The sequence below is a fragment of the Parabacteroides sp. AD58 genome (assembly GCF_023744375.2).
Lineage (GTDB): Bacteria > Bacteroidota > Bacteroidia > Bacteroidales > Tannerellaceae > Parabacteroides > Parabacteroides absconsus.
In genome coordinates this window covers 3,189,948-3,208,928 of the sequence record NZ_CP146284.1, presented here as the reverse complement: position 1 = coordinate 3,208,928, position 18,981 = coordinate 3,189,948, and the positions used below count along the sequence as shown (strand labels likewise).

The window sequence follows — 18,981 nt, the reverse complement described above, 5'->3', positions numbered from 1 at the left end:
AAAGATTTTACATCTATATCCAGCATCTCTTCTTTTTATGTATTTTTGAAGAAATAATATTCTCCTAAGAGCGTTGCATTGGAAAAAAACGTATATTTGCGATACAAGCGGGAGAAATCCGCTGACGTAAACTAAGCGTTTTTGCTTTATCCTGAAAAACGAAATCGCCAATTTCAGAGGAAGGATAGAGACAATGTAACGCTCATTCTGTGTTTGTCTGTATGCAATTTGGTATGGCCCTTGGTGGCTATATCCTATTCGTCATACACAATACGGCGTGAGAATATTGTTTCTTCGTCCATTTCCTCAAGGTGTTTGGCGATACCTGTTTTTCAATGGACAAAACAAGTCTCACGCTTTTATTGTAAATACAGGATGTCAAACTTTAAAAGTAAACCAAATGATTAAAAACATCATTACCTGTTTCCTATTTGCAGGAAGCATACCTCTTTCAGCACAAACGATCCATGGAAAACTTGTCGATGAAAAAGATCAGCCTTTACCCTATGCCAATATCGTATTGTTATCGCTTCCTGATTCAGCATTCGTAACAGGTACGATGAGTGATGAAAACGGTTCTTTCGCCTTGGAAGCAACAACCACCAACCAGCTCGTCCGTATTTCGTCTATTGGCTTTGAAACCATCTATAAATCCATCAATCCTCCTGATTTAGGCATCATACGTTTGGTCTCGGATGTACAGCAATTAGGCGAAGTGATAGTCAAAGGTTCATTGCCCATTACCCGCATGAAAGGGAATGCCATGGTAACAAGCGTAAGCGGAACCGTACTGGAAAAAGCTGGAACTACCGAACAATTACTCGACAAAATCCCGAATGTAACTGCCCAAGACGGAGAAATAAACGTATTCGGAAGGGGAACACCGGAAATCTATATCAACGGACGTAAAGTTCGAGACCTGACAGAACTGGATCAGATATCAGCCGAAAACATCAAGTCGGTAGAAGTCATCAACAATCCGGGTGCCCGATATGGAGCTGATGTGACAGCAGTTATACGAATTGCCACCAAGAAGGTTGAAGGCGAAGGCTTTGGATTCGATAATCGCGCCATGTTTCAATACAACCGTGACTGGAGCGCCTTGGAACAATTTAACTTCAACTATCGTAAAGGGAGTTTTGACTTGTCGGGCATGATCTACGGTTCTCGGTCTTACGGATGGTCATCCAAAGATTTTTATCAAGACACTTATCTCCAGCAATATTGGAGACAGGAATCAACCGTCTTCACCGATGGAACAGACAAAAGATTAGGCGCACAGCTTGCCTTGAACTACACCTTCGACGAGAACAATGCCATCGGTATTCGCTACGGCTATGATAAAACACCGGCAAATACCATGAACATGATCCTGCATACACAAGTATTTCAAGACCAAGAACCAACAGAAAGCACTTACAGTCCGAATCTCGAAACAGATAAAGATGACACCCATCAGCTTAATGCCTACTATACGGGAAAGATCAATGACTGGAACGTTGACTTAAACCTGGATGGTTACTGGAGTGATATCCATAAAGAAAACGACATTGATGAAGTTACCCGTATTCCCAATCAAGCAGAAGAAACCCGGACAGTTTCCTCATTCAATGACGTAAGCAATTCGTTATATGCTACCAAACTGATACTTTCCAAACCCGTATGGGACGGCGAGCTAGCTTTCGGTGGTGAATATACATATACAAACCGAGGTAATCTCTTCATCAATCCGGAAGGAATTCTCAATGATGACAACAGCCGCATCCGTGAAAACATGGGAGCTGTCTTTGCCGAATACGGAAAAAATTTCGGGAAAGTTCAAACACAAATAGGACTACGCTACGAATATACCTCATCCGATTATTACGTGGATGGCAAACGGATAGACGAACAAAGCAAGACATACAATAACCTGTTCCCGACGTTTTCCTTGTCATTTCCTATCCAACGGATAAATATCCAACTGGCTTACCGGACAGATATTGCTCGTCCGTCCTATTGGGATCTGCGGAACAACGTATTATATGCCAACAAATATACATACGAAACCGGAAACCCGTTATTGAAACCGACATTGACTCAAAACGTAACGTTAGGAGCAACATACCGATGGATACAATTAACTACCGGCTATAACCGTATCAAAGACAAGGTCATCAATGTAACAAGCTTGTATGACGAAGAAAATCCGACCATTATGCTCATGTCGCTGGCTAATGCTCCGACATATGACAAGGTATTTGCCGGACTGACCGTTGCTCCTACCATCGGATTCTGGCGTCCGCAATGGAGATTTCAAGTGACAAAACAATGGTACACAACCCAAACACCTCAAGGGCCGTTGAAACTGAATAACCCGATGGGAACCATTACCTGGAATAACAATCTTCAGTTGCCTTGGGGAATTTTGCTGGATGTTGATTTTCTTTACAAAACGAAAGGAGACATACAAAACGGTCGTTTCTTAAAACCTTCATGGCGGGCAGACCTTTCTTTACAAAAGAGCTTCCTCAACGACAACCTGACCATTCAGCTTGACGCATGGAATGTATTGGATAGTTATAAACGTAGTTTTATCATGTATGTCAGCGACCGGCAAACCATGCAAATGGATGAGCATTCCACACATTGCCAGGCAAGACTGACTATCCGCTATAAATTCAATGCCAGCAAAAGTAAATATAAAGGAACAGGAGCCGGCCAAGAACAAAAGAGCCGCATGTAGTGTTCTTTATAAAAAGTATCTTATGAAACTGACATATATTTATCACAGTTGTTTTGCTCTGGAGACTCCGGCTTATTCCATTCTCTTCGATTATTATAAAGATACAAAAGGGAAACAAGGCTATGTGCACGACGTCTTGCTCCAAAAGCCGGAGCCACTTTATATATTATCATCCCATTTTCATCCGGATCACTTCAGCCGGGAAATCTTTTCCTGGAAAGAACAAAAGAAGGATATCCATTACTTATTAAGCAAAGATATCCTAAGGCACCAGAAGGCAGCGGCTGATGAAGCGACATTCCTCGACAAAGGAGACGTTTACCAGGATGATCTGATCCGGGTTCAGGCTTTCGGCTCGACCGATGTAGGCGTGTCTTTCCTGCTGACATGCGAACATAAGCTTATCTTTCATGCAGGAGACCTCAACAACTGGCACTGGAAAGACGAATCGACCGAACAGGAAGTAAAAGAAGCGGAAGAGAATTTCCTGCATGAACTGAATGTTTTGAAAGCGGCCTGCAACCACATCGACGTTGCCATGTTTCCGGTTGATCCGCGAATGGGAAGTGATTTTGCCCGCGGAGCCGAACAGTTCATCCAGCAAATTCAAGTAAAACAATTCATTCCGATGCACTTCTGGGAAAAGCCGGAACTGACATTGCCATTCGGCACGTATGCCCGACAAAACGGAACGGCATTTCATCTGCTCAGTCAGCCCGGTGAAACCCTCCATATAAAGGTATAATCCGCATCAACAGTATAAAACATTTCCTAAAACATATTTTTAAGGCAGGGATTTATTGAGATAAAACAAAATAGACACGAAAATGTAATTTTTTCCGCGAAATTCATGGTTACTTTTTATAAAGAACTTATATTTGCCTACAATTAATTAGTAATTCATTTTTAATCTAAACATAAAATCATGGAGAAGCCTTATGTAGTAGGTATCGATATAGGTGGTACCAACACGGTTTTTGGCGTGGTTGATGCACGCGGAACAATCTTATACACCAGCTCAATCAAGACTGGTAAATATACTGATATCAATGATTATGTAGCAGCTTTGGGAGACGGTCTGAAAAATGTTATTGACCAGGCCGGCGGTCCTGAAAAGATTAAAGGTATCGGTATTGGAGCGCCAAACGGAAACTTCTTTAACGGCTGTATTGAATTTGCCCCAAATCTTCCCTGGAAAGGTAAAATTCCTTTGGCAGAAATGATCAGCGATTATTTAGGAGGTCTTCCCGTTGCGCTGACAAATGATGCCAATGCTGCAGCAATCGGCGAAATGACTTACGGTGCTGCCCGTGGTATGAAAGACTTTATCGTTATTACTTTAGGTACAGGTGTAGGTAGCGGTATTGTCATTGGCGGTAACTTAGTATATGGACACGACGGATTTGCCGGTGAATTAGGCCATGTTATCATGCGTCGTAATAACGGACGTCCTTGCGGTTGTGGCCGTCAGGGTTGTTTGGAAGCTTATGCTTCTGCAACGGGTGTAGCCAGAACAGCACGCGAATATCTGGATATCCGGAAAGACGACAGCTTGCTGCGTGAACTCGATCCGTCTGAAATCACCTCTAAAGATGTATTTGATGCAGCTATGAAAGGTGATAAGCTGGCGTTGGAGATCTTTGAATTTACAGGAAACATGTTAGGTGAAGCCTTTGCAGACTTCGTCGCTTTCTCAAGCCCGGAAGCAATCATCTTGTTCGGTGGTCTGACGAAAGCAGGCGACTTGTTGATGAACCCGATCAAGCGTTCTATGGACAAGAACATGCTGAAAGTATTTGAAGGCAAGACTAAACTGTTATTCTCTCAGCTGAAAGAAAGCGATGCTGCCGTATTGGGTGCAAGTGCTTTGGGCTGGGAAGTAAAAGAATAAGAAAAACATCTTTCCCAATAATGAATGTTTCAAGACAGGTCGTATGTCAATACGATCTGTCTTTTTTTATGATATCCTTATGAAACAACATCCTTTACACCAATTTCTATTTTGTCCGGTTTGCGGACACCAGACGTTTGTCGTACACAACGAAAAGGCAAAAGAGTGTACGCACTGCGGATTTGTCTATTATTTCAATCCGTCATCAGCCGTTGCCTGTTTCATCCGGAACGAAGCCGGCGAGCTATTGTTGGTCAGACGCGCCAAAGAACCCGGTAAAGGCACCCTCGATCTGCCCGGTGGATTTGTCGATATGTACGAAAGTGCCGAAGAGGCCGCGGCCCGCGAAGTCAAAGAAGAAACAGGCCTTCAGATCGATCATTGCCAGTATCTGTTCTCAATTCCCAACATCTATCCATACAAAGGCTTTGAAGTCCACACCGTGGATATGTTCTTCGAATGCCATGTCAAGCAATTCAGCCAGGCACAGGCCGCCGACGACGCCGCCGAAATCGTCATCCGGCAGCCAGCTTCCCTACAGCCCGACGACTTCGGTCTTACTTCTATCCGCCAAGCCATCCGGCGATATCAGGAAATGAATCGGCAAGAAGCAAATCAATAGGTTTTTCCTCCAGAAGTTGCCTATATTTCAACGGGTTTATTTATCTTTGTAAATTAATTACACGATAAGACAGATTAAACAAGCAATATGAGTTGTTTGTTATCTTTATAAATAAACACATAAAAAGCAAAGAGTGTGATGAAGAAAATACTTATTCCCTTATGCCTGGTATTAGGTACGCACATGGCGGATGCTCAACGCTCGTATCAGTTTGGCAGCCCAGAGCGTCTGTTCACAGAAGGCAAGGAATTGTTTAACCTGAAGAATTATTCGGGTTGCATCGACAAGCTGGAAGCGTATAAAGCCCACGCGGCAGATGCAGACTTAATTCAGGAAGCAGACTTCATGCTGGTTTATGCGGCATTTGAGCAAGGCCGCCCCAATGCAGACGAACTATTGAAATCGTATCTTGAAACGTATCCGGATTCACGCCATACCGATGTGGTTGAATTCCTGATCGGTTCGGTTCACTTCGGACAGAAAAACTATCCGAAAGCTATCTTCTGGCTGAAAGAGGCCGATATCGACCTGCTTAGTCCGGAAGATCAGGAAGCCTATAGTTTTCGTCTGGCGTACTCGATGCTTCAGGTAGAGAATGAAAATCCGGAAAAACTGCAGCAAATCCGGCAGATGTTCAGCCGTATTCAGCAGATTGGTGATAAATACCGCGACGCTTCTGCCTATTATGTCGCTTACATCGACTATGCCAACGGCAAATACAACCAGGCTTTAGTCGAATTCGATGCCTTGAAAGAGAATCCGGAATTCAAGGAGCAGTCTTCTTATTACACGACTCAGATCTATTTTATCCAGAATAAATACAGCCAGGTCATCAAGGAAGGCGAACGATTGCTGGATACTTATCCGAACAGCAATAACAATACCGAATTATACCGTATCCTTGGTAACTCCTATTATCACCAGGGACAACAGGACAAGGCCCTGAAATATTTAAGCAAGTATGTATCGGAAGCTGAGGAACCGTTGCGCAGCGACCTGTATCTGTTGGGTGTTTGTCTGTTCAACAACGGGAATTACAGCAGCGCTGTCAATAACTTCGGAAAAGTTGTCAGCGAAGATGATGCTTTGACCCAGAATGCCTATCTGTACTTAGGGCAATCTTATCTGAAACTGAACGATAAGAATAATGCGCGGATGGCTTTCGAAGCAGCTGCAACCTCATCGTTTGATACACAGATTCAGGAAGCCGCCATGTATAATTATGCATTGCTGATACATGAAACAGCGTTTACCGGATTCGGTGAATCAGTGACTATCTTCGAAGACTTCCTGAACGATTTCCCGAATTCACAATATGCTGACAAAGTAAACGATTACTTAGTGGAAGTTTATCTGACCACCAAGAATTATGATGCGGCCCTGAAATCAATCGAGAAAATCAAGCATCCAAGTGTCAAGATTCTGGATGCCAAACAGAATATTCTTTTCCAGTTAGGTACGGAAGCCTTTACCAACATGAAGATGGATGAGGCAATTGACCTCTTCACACGTGCCATCCAGATGGGGACCTATAACGAAGAAGCCCGCAGCGATGCTTATTTCTGGAGAGGCGAATCCTACTACCGGAAAGGCGAATACGGAAACGCGATTTCCGACTACCGGACTTATCAGAACAATACCCAGCAGAAAGGAACGGATATGTATGCCCTTTCTTTCTATAACCTAGGATACTGTTACTTCAAACAGCAGGAATATGACATGGCTTTAAGCCGCTTCCGCCAATATACCGATGTAGAACAGAATCATGCTGCCGCATCGTATGCCGATGCATATAACCGTATCGGCGACTGTCTGTTCCAGAACCGACAGTTTGCAGCGGCGGAAGAGAATTACAACAAAGCATCGCAAATACTTCCTTCTGCCGGAGATTATTCAGTCTACCAGAAAGGTTTTGTACTGGGTCTGCAGAAAGATTATAACGGAAAGATCCGGACGATGGATCAGCTGATCCGTGAATATCCGGAATCTCAATACATCGACGATGCCCTGTTTGAGAAAGGCCGTACTTACGTCTTGCTGGAAAACAGCTCGGCGGCTATTCAAACCTTCAACAAGCTCATCAGCGAATATCCGGAAAGTAGTCTGGCACGGAAAGCAGGGGTTCAGTTAGGTTTGATATATTATAATGACAACCAACCGGAAAAAGCGGCTGAAGCCTACAAACAAGTCATCAGCACTTATCCGGGTAGCGAAGAAGCCAAAGTGGCTTTGCAGGATCTGAAGTCGGTTTATATCGACTTGAACGATATCGATGCTTATGCGGCCTACGTAAACTCGTTAGGCGGAAACATCCACCTGAATATCAACGAACAGGATTCGCTAACTTACATTGCGGCTGAAAAGCTGTTTATGCGGGGTGATAATGAAGGCGCCCGCCGAAGCATGCAGAACTACCTGAAGAATTACCCGAATGGAGCCTTCAGTACCAATGCAAACTTCTATCTGGCCAGCATCGCTTTCAACTTGAAGGAATATAATGAGGCACTGCCGATGTTTGAACAGGTAATCGCCAGTGGCGACCGGAAGTTCCTGGAAGAATCAACGGCGCGCAAGGCGGAAATTGAATATCTGACAGAAGACTTCAAGGCGGCTCTTGAAACATTTAAGCGATTGAATACGATTGCTGAGAATCCTGACAACAAGGAAGCTGCCGCTTTGGGTATCATGCGTTGTGCCCTAAAAGAAGGAAATCAGCAAGATGCTCTGACCGGAGCCAATCAGTTATTGAAGAATCCGAAAGTTTCTCCTGAAATTGCCAACGAAGCGCGTTATGTCCGGGCAAAGGCTTATATGGAAATGGGACAGGAATCGAAAGCATTGGCAGACTTAAAGCTGATCAGTCAGGATACGCGTACCGCACAGGGTGCAGAAGCCAAATATCTGTTGGCTCAGCTTTATTATGACGCCAACGATGACAAGAACGCAGAAAAGGTATTGGAAGAGTTTGCCAAGAACGGCACTCCGCATCAATACTGGCTGGCTCGCGGATTCATCCTTTGGGCAGATATTTATATTCGTAAAGGCGATCCGGTTCAGGCCCGCGTTTATCTGAACAGTTTGCAGAAGAATTATCAGGGCGACGACAACATCACGGAAATGATTGAAAGTCGTTTGGCAAAACTAAAGTAATGAGGAGGCTAAGATGAAAACAAAATATCAGAAAGTACTTTGCGTAGCGGTGTTGCTGGGTTCTGCCGTTACTGTTTCAGCACAAGAAGATGAAACGAAAAAGAAGCTGGACCGCGAAATGACGTTGGAACGGGAATACGCTCCGACAGTGCAGGATGCCAACAAGGTCAATACGCTTCCGCAGATTAAAGAGCCGCAAGTAACCAAACGAGCTATTTCTTATTCTTCGTTTACGTTGGCAACCGATCCGGAAAAGCAGATTGCACTCTTGCCTTCAGGGAATATTATGACGCAGATGGATTACAACAAGCGTCGCGGTTACCTGAACGTCGCAGCCGGCATGCACCTGAATATAAACGGCGATTTCGGCTACCATATCTTGAGTACGGAAAAAGACAAGCTGAATGTATTCCTCTCTCACCGCTCAACGAACGGTAATATTGATTATATCCAGATCGAAGATCAGGTCAAGGCAAAACTGAATGACAACACAGGCGGTATCAACTATGCTCATACCTTCGAGAAGGCCATCTTGAACTTAGGTGGTAAGTATAATTATTCGGGATTCAATTATTATGGCTTGCCTATAAATAACATGTCGAGCCTGCCAGTAGAAGATCTGCTGTCAAAAGCCGACCGCGAAACCAATCAGGTGAACCAGACGATTCAGGCAAAGATCGGTATAGAAGCTAAAGAAGATGCGGCTTTCTTCTACTTGATTGATTTGGATTACATCAATTTCTCACACAAATACGGATTAAGCAAAGAGCTGGACGGTCCGACAGAACATACGTTGGATGCGAAATTCGACTTCAGTGCTTTCTTTAACGGAAACCAGCGCGTGGGCGTTGGCGGACAAGTGGAATACTTCGCCTATAACTTGCCGACTTATCCGGCCGGAGTTCCTAATTGTGCCTTTGCCAATCATGCAGAAGTGACTTTGAGTCCGTATTATAAGATTGCCGGAGAAAACTGGAATGTCAAACTGGGAGCGAACGTGATGTTCGTTACTGGTGAAGACAATTCGTTCACGGCTTCGCCAAATATCGCGGCAGATGTAGAAGTAGCCGATAAGACTGTCCTTTACTTGAAAGCCGACGGCCGATTGTATTCGAACAGTGCTTACGAGACATCACTCGTCAACCGCTATTTCAATCCTACTGAAGAAATTGCTCCGACACGCGAATGGTTGAACGGACAAGTCGGGTTGAAGTGCGGAGCTGCTCCCGGATTCTGGTTTGATGTCTTTGCCGGATACAAAATCCGTTCATCGGATGCCCTGTTCGTTCCTTCCTTCACTTTCAATGAAGGTGAATTTGGCAACTACTCGAATGCACTGTCAGGTATTGATACAAAAGCCTTCTTTGCCGGAGCGAATCTGAAATACAGCTACCAGAATTTCTTGGATATCCAGTTGAAAGGTGTTTATAATAGCTGGAAAGGCAATTACAATGATGAATGGGAAGGTGGAAGTTCGAATGCAGATCTGACATATGTATATGGCCGTCCGAAGGTAGAAATCAATGCAGACGTAACGGTAAAGCCTATTGATAAGTTGGCAATCGGTCTGAATTACTATCTGGCAACCGACCGATACACGCGTTTGTTCGCTATGGAAGATTATAAGCTGAACAACATCAACGAACTGAACCTGCAAGTCGGCTATACATTCAACGACACGTTCGGAGCTTATATCAAAGTAAACAACCTGCTGAACCAGCAATACGAAATGTATTATGGATATCCGATGCAGGGAATTAATATCATGGGTGGCGTAAACATCAACTTCTAAAGAAGCAAAAAGGCGCTTTCAACCCGCAAGAATCCGTTTTTGAAATACGCGACGTTTGCATTCAAATCTAACGTATTTCAAAAACGGTTCTCGTTAAAATCAGTTTCAATTCTCGAGAGTTTTGAATTTAATAACGTTCTTCACTATTCTTTAAGCCACTAAAATAGTCCTTCTGCCAAACCACTTTCTTTTTTATTTGCTTGATTCTTATTAATTTTGCGCCCTGAAACAAAAAACAGATTCATACACAGATTTCAAACAAACAAAAACGGATGGAAATAACAAACTCGGCTAAACGCCCGTCACTCGTACTGTCATTGATACCGATTGTGGTCATGGTAGTCCTTCTTTTCTTTACAATTCATATTTTCGGAAGTGATGCTTTGAGCGGCGGAAGCCAGGTTGTACTTTTACTTACAACAGCTTGCTGTTCTGCTTTAGCCATGGGCTTTTGCCGCGTCAAATGGAAAAAGATAGAAGAAGCTATCTGCACCAATATTTTAGGTATAGCAACGGCCTTATTAATCTTATTACTAATTGGCGCGCTTTCAGGCAGCTGGATGATCAGCGGCGTAGTACCTACATTAATTTATTACGGCATGCAGGTATTGAGTCCGACATTCTTTCTGGCATCAAGCTGTATCATCTGTGCCATCGTCTCGGTAATGACAGGTAGCTCGTGGACAACCATTGCGACCATCGGCGTTGCTTTGATGGGTATCGGTGAGGCCTTAGGTTTCTCAACCGGATGGACAGCGGGAGCCATCATCTCGGGAGCTTACTTCGGGGATAAGATTTCTCCGCTTTCAGATACGACGGTCTTGGCCTCATCGACAACGAATACGCCGCTCTTCACCCATATCCGTTATATGATGTACACAACGGTACCGACCATGCTGATCACACTGATCATCTTTACTGTAGCCGGATTTACCTTTGATCATGCCAACGCCAGCCAGGCTATGAGCTTTGCGGCGTCATTAAAGGATACTTTCCACATTTCTGCAGTCCTGATGATTGTACCGGTAGTTACCGGCATACTGATTGCTAAGCGAGTCGCTCTGCTCATTACTCTATTTATATCTGCACTGCTAGCAGCCGTCTTTGCCCTGTTGTTCCAACCCAACCTGTTACAGCAGATCGCCGGAGCTGAAAGTATCAATGCTGCCTCTATGTTCAAAGGCGCATTCATAACATTGTACGGATCGACACAACTGGAAACAGGAAACGAGATGTTGAATTCCTTAGTCTCAACACGTGGCATGGCAGGCATGATGAATACCATCTGGTTAATAATATGCGCCATGTGCTTTGGTGGAGCCATGACAGCCAGCGGCATGCTGGAAACAATTACGTCGGTCTTTATGCACTTTATGAAACGTCGTGCCGGCATGGTAGCGTCGACCGTATTTTCGGGCCTGACACTGAATATCTGTACAGCCGATCAGTACATATCCATCATCCTGACAGGAAATATGTTCAAGGAAATCTATCGGAAGAAAGGATACGAAAGTCGCCTGCTGAGCCGCACAACCGAAGACGCCGTGACTGTAACATCCGTCTTGATTCCGTGGAATACCTGCGGTATGACGCAAGCCACTATATTAAGTGTACCAACATTAACATACCTTCCATATTGCTTTTTTAATTTGATTAGTCCGCTTATGAGCATAATTATTGCTATCTTGGGCTTCAAAATTAAGAAGCACCATGAAGAAGTTCAAGATTAGTCTACTCGGAAAAGTAGTTATTGCCATTGCTGCCGGCATTCTGTTCGGGCAGTTTCTACCCAACAGTATAGTGCGTATTTTCGTCACTTTCAATTCATTATTCGGTAATTTCCTGTCGTTTGCCATCCCGTTAATCATCTTAGGTCTGGTCACTCCAGCCATAGGTGAATTAGGAAAAGGAGCCGGTAAATTACTGGCGATTACGGCGCTGTTGGCATACGGTTCAACCATCTTTTCCGGTTTCTTCACTTTCTTCAGCTGCGAAGCTATATTTCCTTCCATTCTTCCGGCAAATACAGAACTGGCGGCTGTTGAAAACCCGGGAGATTTCATGCTGACTCCCTACTTTGTCGTAGCAATGCCGCCATTGATGGACGTAATGACGGCCCTGTTGCTTTCTTTTACTATCGGCCTCGGATTATCATACATCGAAGGAACTGCCCTGAAAGACGGATTTACTGATTTCAAGGAAATCATCACCATGCTGATAGAAGCCGTGATTATTCCGCTTCTTCCCCTGCATATCTTCGGTATCTTCCTCAATATGACCGTAAGCGGACAAGTGGCAGGTATTATCGCCATGTTCCTGAAAGTGATTTTAGTGATCTTTGTTCTTCACGTATTGCTGCTGCTGATGCAGTTTAGTCTGGCGGGTTCGGTCAGCCATAAGAATCCGTTACGCTTATTGCGGAATATGCTTCCTGCCTATGCTACGGCTTTAGGCACGCAATCTTCGGCTGCCACCATTCCGGTAACATTGGCTCAAGCCATTAAGAACGGAGTCCGGCAGAATATTGCCATCTTCGTGATTCCGCTTTGTGCAACCATCCATCTGGCCGGAAGCACGATGAAGATTGTTGCCTGCGCCATGGCGATCTTACTGATGTCGGGCGAACCCATCACCTTGACCTCTTTTGCAGGCTTTATTCTGATGTTGGGAATTACCATGGTTGCGGCTCCTGGCGTTCCGGGCGGAGCGATCATGGCTGCTTTGGGATTACTGCAAAGCATGCTCGGTTTCAATGAGACGCTGCAAGCCCTGATGATTGCGCTTTACATTGCCATGGATAGTTTTGGTACGGCTTGCAATGTGACTGGCGACGGAGCCATCGCTATTTTAGTAGATAAGATTGCCGGAAAAACAGTAGAGAAAGAAGTTTCCCAAGATACTTTTTAAGGCAAGAATGATTGAAAAGAAAGGCACCGAAGCGCTGCATGATTATTCCTATAGAGGATAACCAGCGGCGTTCCGATGCCTTTGTGGTGCAATGGCCTTCATCCAATCAATGGATGTCGACCGGCACAATCGGCTGTTGTTTTACTTCATCCAGCAGAACAGCCTGGTATTGGGTCTTTCCAAAATCAATCTGTTTCAGGTCGATGCAACGAATCGCACTGTTATACATCGTCCGGAAATAAATCTTCCGATTAGCCACGTCGGTAGCTGATGTCCATTGGGTTGCACTGGGTATATCTACCGGAACCTGACCTTTGGGAAATTCAACGCCCACTGGTATATCGAAGTTGTTCATAATCTGGAAGCATTGCAATACCGTTTCCGTAGCGGTTTCTTTCTGGGGTGTAGTTGTCTGGTAGAAAGCCGCACGAACGAAACGGGACGGAGGCGTTACATCGCCCGGTATTCCCAAGAAGCCGCTGCCGGCACCAAACGAAGTCAGTTGGACATCTCCGAACTGCTGGGCATTAGCTGAGCCGGGAAAGAGATTGACATAGTTATTGAGGTTTGTCATTTGCCATTCAAAGCCGGGAGAGTTCGTCAGGACGCCTAACGGATTGTCATAGAAGTTTACCTTTCCATCTACTATCTCGATGACCACCTGCTTACCGGAAAGATCTTCAATCCGCCAGTGTACCGTTGAAGCCCGCGGGTCAATCGCGATGACATGAATATCTTTCATGCCGGCCTTTACTTCTTCTACCGTAGAGAAATTAGCCAATATCCACGACACCAGTTGCAGGTCGGCAATACTACTTGTGCGGTTAGCTTCCTGATAGTCTTCATATTTTCCATAACGGGGGAAATAGAACAAGCCGGCAGACAAACCCGCCTCGTTCAATCCTTCTGCCACAAACTCTTTCTGCTCGACAGCCAATCCGACATAACCATAACGGGCCGTAAAACGTAAACCGTCTACCTTTCCTCCGGGAATATAAGATTGTTGCTGATAGCCTCGTGGAACAACCACATACTGGCTGTTCAATTCGCTTCCGCCCCATTCAATGGTACGGGAAAGAATGCGGGTTCCATCCTTAGCGGTTAGTGTGATTCCAGTGCAGGCATCGGCCGGTTGATAAGTAAAAGCAAGGGTTGCCAATGCTGCTACTGTTGTAATCAGATTCTTCATATATACTATTTGTTTATGTGTTCATTGTTTATCTCTTTGAATACGAGTATCCAAACTTTATTATATAACAATCGGAAACGACAAATGGTTGTGCCAACGGCTACAAACGCAGGGATAATAAAAAATCCCCGCCGCCCAAACGAACGACAGGGATTTCATCTTTTTTGACAGTATCTTATATATACTTCTCCATATCAGATTTATTTTTATACCCTTCACACACACTTATTCATCTCATATTCTGTCATTTTCTGTGAAGGGTGTGAAAGATCATCTACATTCTTTTGCCTTGATGCAAAAGAGCAAAAAAACAATTGATTTTATAGGTTCCTGATTTCCTCGTCGGTCAGGCCTGTACATAATTTGATTTGTTCAAAAGAAATACCATTCTGTTTCATCAGACGAGCAGTTTTAAGTACGCCTCTCTCTTCACCAATTGCTATTCCTTCTTTTCGGCCTTCTTCTTTCCCTTCTCTCCTTGCCGTTGTAACAGCATAGTCCATAACATTTTCATTATCCCGGTATATTTTTAGGGCAGCCTCATATTCTGCCCGTTCCTTCTTGTTCATATTGGCGATACGTGCCAACTCTTCCAAGCGGTTAAACAAGGCTTTCTGACCTTTGAATGATAAATGTTCCAACTGTTCCATATGTTTTAAATTATATAACCAGTAATCCATAGCGGTTTCACATTCTGATTCCGTTTTGTTGAACAACGGAAACTCGATAAAGATTTCTCGGAAGTTACGCCCTTTCTGTTCGCCGGTTTCACGGTCGGCTATCACCAGATCAGTTCGGACTTTATCCGTCTCGCCCGACTTGAAGTTCAGCAGGAATATTCCATAAACCGGTACGAGTTTAAACTTCCAAGATTCACCTTTCTTTCCTTGTGAGGCGATCATACGGCAAAGATAATACAATGCTCGCTCATAAAAATAATCCTGACGGGCATTTTGGAGTTCGACGATGAAAATCGTTCCGTCCCGGTCCTTACACAGTAAGTCAAAGATAACACCCCGGCCGTCAGTTGTCTCACTCGGATCTTCCTTATCCATATAAGAAAGGTCTTCTACATGGTGCTCGCCTTCTAACAAATCATTGATTAACTCGATTAACAGTTCCTTGCTCGATTCCTGTCCAAACAAGATTTTAAACCCCCGATCCACAAACGGATTGATAAATACGCTCTTTCTCATAGAAAAGGTCTTTTGATGTTTTGCCCCAATAGCGGGATAGACAAAGATAAGTCATTAAATTGAAAATGGAGAATGAAAGTTGGTCTATCATTCTCCATTTTCAACTTTCAATTAAACGGCGCCTTATTTCTTCGGTGCCCAGTTACGCGGAGCCGGAACATCCGGAAGCGGTTTCCGGTCTTTCAACTGGCTCATGACTTCCTGAATGGCACGATCCAACTGCTGGTCTTCGCCGTTCCATTCGCAAATCGGATCATTATCGACTACAATATCCGGATCTACTCCGTGGTTCTCGATAATCCAGTCGCCAGTCTTTGGATCATAGCTGGTGAAGAACGGAACACGGATGTCGGTTCCATCCATATAAGGCAACGAACCACTGATACCGACGATTCCACCCCAAGTACGGGTTCCGATCAGCTTTCCTAACTTCAGGGCACGGAAACCCCACGGGAATAAATCACCATCGGAAGCCGAATATTTGTTGATCAGGCAGACTTTCGGTCCGACTTGCACGGCATCGGGCACGGTTCCTATCAGTTTTGAGCCCCGACGCATCGTCAGACGATAAGGTTCACGGGCCAGGCGTTCCAGAATCATCGGAGAAACATTTCCGCCACCGTTGGCACGGTCGTCGATAATCAGACCTTCCTTATCGAGTTGCGGATAGAAGTAACGGGCAAACTCGTTCAATCCTTCCGGTCCCATATCCGGAATGTAAATATATCCGACACGACCTTGCGTAGCTTCCGTTACTTTCTTCAGGTTATTCTGTACCCAGTTATAATGATACAGTGAATATTCTTCCGCCAACGGCGTAATCACCACTTTATGCGCTCCTGCCAATTGCGGCTTGCTGTTCAGCATCAGTTCGGTCGGAACATCGGCTTTCCCCACTAACAACTGATACATATTCTTCACGCTGTTGGTAGGAACACCGTCGATGGCAACGATGTATTCGCCGGCTTTCGCCTCGATGCCCGGCTCAGTCAGCGGAGAACGCAGCTTCTTGTTCCAGTTGGCTCCTTCCAGAATCTTTTCCAGCTTGAAGAAACCACTCGGATCACGGGATATTTCCGCGCCCAACATACCGGTATTCAGGCGTTCAGGCCTTTCCATTTCACCCGGATTGACATAGGCATGACCGCATTCCAGCTCGCCAATCATCTCACCGATGATGTAATTCAGATCGAGACGCGTCTTTACGTATGGCAACAGAACGGCATATTTCTGCTTGATCGCCTTCCAGTCCATTCCGTGCATGTTCGGCAAATAGAAACCATCCCGATAAGCCCGCCAGGCTTCGTCGAAGATCTGTGCCCATTCCTGCGGATAATCCACCGTTATCTTCATATTCGAAAGATTCACCGCCTTGCTTAAATCGGCTTTTCCGGAAGGAATCGAAGGTGTGACATACAATGTTTTAGCGCGTGAAAACATCGCTTTGGAACTGCCGGGATTAACATACATGATGGCTCCTTCGGCAATGGTTTCTTCTTTCTTTGTTTTCAGATCGTACGCCTTGGTGCCGCCAGAGGTATAATAATAGACTTTATTCCCGTCTGAATAAAAGTGCGCGTAATACGAAGGAGAAAGCGGAAGCTTCACGATACGGTCGGCGATACCGTCGATGTCGATGCGGACCGACGTATCTTCTTTCGGCGTTTCTTCTTTTGGACTTTCAGCATTCTGTACGCTCACCTCATCGTCTTCTTCCAAGAAAGGGGAAGGCGTGTCCTGACGGAGCAGTGCCAGGTAAACCCCGTTCATCCGGGTATAAACATGATTCCATTCCGTTTGTCCGTAAGTCGGATTGAAATCGCGGGCAGACGAGAAGATCAGATACTTGCCATCCGTACTGAAAACCGGTGAACTGGACGAATACCACTGATCGGTTATCGCATATTCCTTCTGGGTTTCGAGGTTATAGACATAGACAATCGAAAAATCATTCTCCGAAGTACGGGTATAAGTCAGCCACTTACTGTCCGGAGAAAAAGAGACCTGCCGCGGTTCGCCCAGCGGATCCTGCAACAAGACCTTCTTCTGCTTGGAAGCGACGTCCAACAGACAGATCCGGTTCTGCCGATCGGTATAAACCAGCTTCTTGGCATCCGGACTCCAACTAAACGTCCGGATATACGTATCATTGTTCTTTGTCAGCTGAACCGGCTCTTTTCCCAAACCATCTTCCTGTAAATAAAGCTCTGTCTCGCCGGTCCGGTCGGAGATAAAGGCGATATATTTCCCGTCGGGCGACCATTGTGCTTCCCGTTCGTGCGCTCCGGGCGTACGGGTGATATTCTTGCTGACCCCTTTTTCAACCGGGATGTTAAACACTTCCCCACGAGTCGTGACCGCCATCCGTTCGCCATTGGGTGAAAGACTGGCAGCAGTCAGGTAATCAACACCATTCTTAATGGCCTGACGCGCATAGATATTGTCGGAAGCCAAACGGATATTTACTTTCTCCGGCTGGTTATTTCCGGCTTTCAGCTTATAGATATAACCACCATTCTCAAAGACAATCCAATCGCCGTGGCAAGAAGGGAATTTGATATCATACTCCGTAAAGTTCGTAACCTTTTTGGTTCCTTTCGTCTTCGTATTATAAACAAACAGATTCATCGTGCGGTCGCGGTCTGAAAGGAAATAGATTTCATCGCCAATCCACATCGGGAAAATATCCTGTGCCTCATTGTTGGTAATATTCTCCACCTTCTTCTGAGCCGGATCATAAATCCAGACATCATCCGCCATTCCACCTTTATAATATTTCCAGGTACGGAATTCACGCATCACCCGGTTATAAGCCAGCCGCTTCCCGTCGGGCGAATAACTGCAGAAGCCACCTTCGGGCAAAGGAATCACCTCCGGCAGTCCGCCTTCCTGATTGACGGTATATAACTTCCCGGTAAAGCTTTCGCCAATCCGGTTGCGATACACAATCTGTTTGCCGTCGGGCGTCCACGTCATCACGATATTATTCGGTCCCATACGGTCGCCCAAGTCATCACGGCTATTCGTAGCCGTGTACGTTACCCGCAGAGGTTCTCCGCCATTGACGGGAATTGTAAACACTTCGGTATTTCCATCATACTGGCCGGTAAAGGCAATTGTCTTTCCATCCGGCGAGAAACGGGGAAACATCTCATACCCAACATGCGAAGTCAGCCGCTGGGCCTCGCCTCCACTCATAGGTACCTGATACAAATCGCCGGCATACGAGAAAACAATCTCCTCACCGTTCGTTGCCGGGAAACGCAACAATCGGGCCTCATCCGCCAAGGCCGTCAGCGACAGTCCCGATAGAGCAATTAGCAATAATTTCTGATTCATGGCATATCTTATTTATACGTATTTCAGGAATAGTATTCTTTCCTATCAACAAAGATAATCATTCACAAGACATTTGCTCTATCCGAAGCCTACAAAGTTTATCTTCTTTACCTCTCCCCGCCTGCCTCCGACAACCGTTCTGCCTATTTTCTTATTCATTTCCCGTTGGT

At 45.1% G+C, this 18,981-nt stretch carries 11 protein-coding genes; 8 read left to right on the top strand and 3 right to left on the bottom strand.

All coding sequences use genetic code 11. The annotated features are described in order from the left end of the window. The first annotated feature begins 400 nt into the window (after window positions 1-400). The 8 genes from NEE14_RS13495 (at window position 401) to NEE14_RS13460 (ending at window position 13,087) form a co-directional block, all read left to right on the top strand. On the top strand, window positions 401-2,725 hold the full coding sequence (locus tag NEE14_RS13495; RefSeq protein ID WP_251967175.1) for an outer membrane beta-barrel family protein: 2,325 nt from the start codon (window positions 401-403) through the stop codon (window positions 2,723-2,725). A 22-nt stretch (window positions 2,726-2,747) separates the two neighbouring features. Beyond that, on the top strand, window positions 2,748-3,470 hold the full coding sequence (locus NEE14_RS13490; RefSeq protein ID WP_251967174.1) for an MBL fold metallo-hydrolase: 723 nt from the start codon (window positions 2,748-2,750) through the stop codon (window positions 3,468-3,470). 180 nt (window positions 3,471-3,650) lie between these two features. Further along, window positions 3,651-4,616 (top strand): ROK family protein, encoded by a 966-nt coding sequence (locus NEE14_RS13485; RefSeq protein WP_251967173.1) that lies wholly within the window; start codon window positions 3,651-3,653, stop codon window positions 4,614-4,616. 79 nt (window positions 4,617-4,695) lie between these two features. Beyond that, complete coding sequence (locus NEE14_RS13480) at window positions 4,696-5,238, top strand: NUDIX domain-containing protein (protein WP_251967172.1); 543 nt, start codon at window positions 4,696-4,698, stop codon at window positions 5,236-5,238. A 138-nt stretch (window positions 5,239-5,376) separates the two neighbouring features. Next, window positions 5,377-8,388 carry a tetratricopeptide repeat protein gene (locus NEE14_RS13475; protein WP_251967171.1) on the top strand — a complete coding sequence of 1,004 codons (3,012 nt, stop codon included), beginning with the start codon at window positions 5,377-5,379 and terminating at the stop codon, window positions 8,386-8,388. Between the two features lie 13 nt (window positions 8,389-8,401). Continuing rightward, window positions 8,402-10,180 carry a TonB-dependent receptor gene (locus NEE14_RS13470; protein WP_251967170.1) on the top strand — a complete coding sequence of 593 codons (1,779 nt, stop codon included), beginning with the start codon at window positions 8,402-8,404 and terminating at the stop codon, window positions 10,178-10,180. 272 nt (window positions 10,181-10,452) lie between these two features. Beyond that, window positions 10,453-11,910, top strand: coding sequence for a Na+/H+ antiporter NhaC (nhaC, locus tag NEE14_RS13465; RefSeq protein ID WP_251967169.1), 1,458 nt, complete (start codon window positions 10,453-10,455; stop codon window positions 11,908-11,910). Next, on the top strand, window positions 11,891-13,087 hold the full coding sequence (locus tag NEE14_RS13460) for a dicarboxylate/amino acid:cation symporter (protein ID WP_251967168.1): 1,197 nt from the start codon (window positions 11,891-11,893) through the stop codon (window positions 13,085-13,087). The genes nhaC and NEE14_RS13460 overlap by 20 nt, the downstream gene beginning before the upstream one ends. Window positions 13,088-13,193: 106 nt before the next feature. On the opposite strand, the gene NEE14_RS13455 is transcribed toward NEE14_RS13460, so the two are convergent. The 3 genes from NEE14_RS13455 to NEE14_RS13445 all read right to left on the bottom strand — a co-directional run bounded on the left by NEE14_RS13455 (window position 13,194) and on the right by NEE14_RS13445 (window position 18,811). After that, window positions 13,194-14,276 (bottom strand): linear amide C-N hydrolase, encoded by a 1,083-nt coding sequence (locus NEE14_RS13455; protein ID WP_251967167.1) that lies wholly within the window; start codon window positions 14,274-14,276, stop codon window positions 13,194-13,196. A gap of 320 nt (window positions 14,277-14,596) precedes the next feature. Next, entirely contained in the window at window positions 14,597-15,472 is an 876-nt protein-coding gene (locus NEE14_RS13450; RefSeq protein WP_251967166.1) for an Rpn family recombination-promoting nuclease/putative transposase, read from the bottom strand. Between the two features lie 123 nt (window positions 15,473-15,595). Next, window positions 15,596-18,811 carry a S41 family peptidase gene (locus NEE14_RS13445; protein ID WP_251967165.1) on the bottom strand — a complete coding sequence of 1,072 codons (3,216 nt, stop codon included), beginning with the start codon at window positions 18,809-18,811 and terminating at the stop codon, window positions 15,596-15,598. Window positions 18,812-18,981: the final 170 nt, after the last annotated feature.